Annotated in this window: 2 protein-coding genes; one reads left to right on the top strand and one right to left on the bottom strand. The window is 75.0% G+C overall.

What is annotated here, in order from left to right; all coding sequences use genetic code 11:
• Positions 1-121: 121 nt before the first annotated feature.
• Complete coding sequence (locus AC1D15_RS30145; RefSeq protein WP_477828917.1) at positions 122-1126, bottom strand: flavin-nucleotide-binding protein; 1005 nt, start codon at positions 1124-1126, stop codon at positions 122-124.
• 89 nt (positions 1127-1215) lie between these two features.
• On the opposite strand from AC1D15_RS30145, the gene AC1D15_RS30140 reads away from it, so the two are divergent.
• A partial coding sequence (locus AC1D15_RS30140; protein ID WP_477828916.1) for a LysR family transcriptional regulator occupies positions 1216-1795 on the top strand: 580 nt, incomplete at its 3' end.

The following is a 1795-nucleotide window of genomic DNA, read 5'->3' as shown; positions in this document are numbered from 1 at the left end:
GGTGACGATCCCCGCAGCGACGGGGCCGGGACCCTGGCCGCCGCACAGCAGGCGCTCGATGCGCACCTCGCGCTGCTGACGCCTGCGTTGCAGCTGGCCAAGGCCACGTAGGCCACCGGACTCAGCCGGCCGGGTCGGCGGGATCGGACGGGTCGGCCGGATCGGCCCACCGCCCGGTGTCCGCGAGCTGCGGCGCGAACTCGGCTGCCGACCAGCGCAGCGGCAGCGCCTGCGGCCGCCACACGCCGGCCTGCACCTGCACCCGCAGCAGCCGCTGCGCGCCGGCGAAGGCCTGCAGCTCGGGGCCGTCCCAGACCAGCTCGGCGTCGCCGGTCAGCTGCAGCACGTCGCCGCGCGCGTAGTCGATGAACAGCAGCCCGGCGTGCGGGTGGGCCGCGATGTTGCCGAGCGTGTTGAAGAGCCGGTTGCCGCGGAAGTCGGGGATCGTCAGCACGCTGTGCGCGCCGACCGTCTCGACCCGCACGAAGCCCGGCCGGCCGCCGCGGTGCGAGACGTCGACACCGTCCGCGCCCGCCTCGCCGCGCGCATGCGGCGACGCCGACGCGATGAACAGCGTGTCCGCTCCGCGCACCAGCGCGCTCGCCTGCGGGCTCAGCAGCGGACCCAGCAGCGTGGCTTCCGGTCGCGTCGCCGAAGCCGGTCGGTCAGCCGGCGCCACGTCGCGCGCCTGGATGTACTGCGGGCAGTTGCCGAAGCTCGCGTCGACCTGCACCTCGATGCGCGCGGCGTCCAGCTGCGTGACCGTCCCGTTCAGCCGGTTGCGCCGCCGCGTGTGCGGCTCCAGGCCCAGCAGGCCGATCGGGTCGCCGACGGCCAGGTGGGCCGACAGCGGATCGGCGGCGTCGCGCGCGGCGCGGATGCGCAGGTGCCGCGCGTCCTGCGCATCGGCGAAGCCCGGCGCACCGCTCAGCACCGAGGCCCACGGGCGACGCATCGCATCGAGGCTGCCGACGAACAGCGTCGGCAGCTGGGCGAAGAACTGCTGGTGCTGCAGCGGCATCGCGTCGCGGATCATGTGCGACGCGAAGCCGTCGACCATCGCGCGCACGCCGGCACGTTGCTGAACCGCCAGTTCGCCGGCGTGGAAGAGGGGGGTGTCGTTCATGCCCCTACCTTAGGCGGCGGCGCCGCGCAGCGGAATCCCCGCCGGGCGCATTTGATTCTTCCGCCGCGCGGAATGGCGAGAATGCGCGGATGGACCGACTCGAAGGGATGCGGGTGTTCGTGGCCGTCGCCGAGGCGCGCGGCTTTGCGCCGGCGGCGCGGCTGCTCGGCATGTCGCCGCCGGCCGTCACGCGGGCGGTCGCGGCGATCGAGCAGCACGTGGGCGCGCAGCTGCTGCGGCGCACGACGCGCAGCGTCTCGCTGACCGATGCCGGCACGCGCTTCCACGCCGACTGCAAGCGCATCCTGGCCGACATCGCCGAGGCCGAGGCGGCCGCGGGCGGTGCGTACACCGCGCCGCAGGGGCTGCTCGCGATCACCGCGCCGGCGATGTTCGGGCGGCTGCACGTCGCGCCGGTGGTGCTCGACTTCCTCGCGGCGCACCCCCAGGTCAGCGCGCGCACCTGGTTCGCCGACCACGTCGTGCACCTGCTCGACGAGGGCTTCGATGTCGCGGTGCGCATCGCGCGCCTCGCCGATTCGGGCTTGCGCGCGGTGCCGCTCGGCCAGGTGCGGCGCGTCGTCGTCGCGTCGCCCGGCTACCTGGCGGCGCATGGCGTGCCGCGCACGCCGGCCGACGTGGCGCAGCATGCGGCGATCGGCTTCTCGC

This window comes from Rhizobacter sp. P2_H2 (assembly GCF_056403375.1).
Note: the sequence above shows the minus strand (reverse complement) of the source record. Positions and strands in the feature narration are given on the sequence as shown.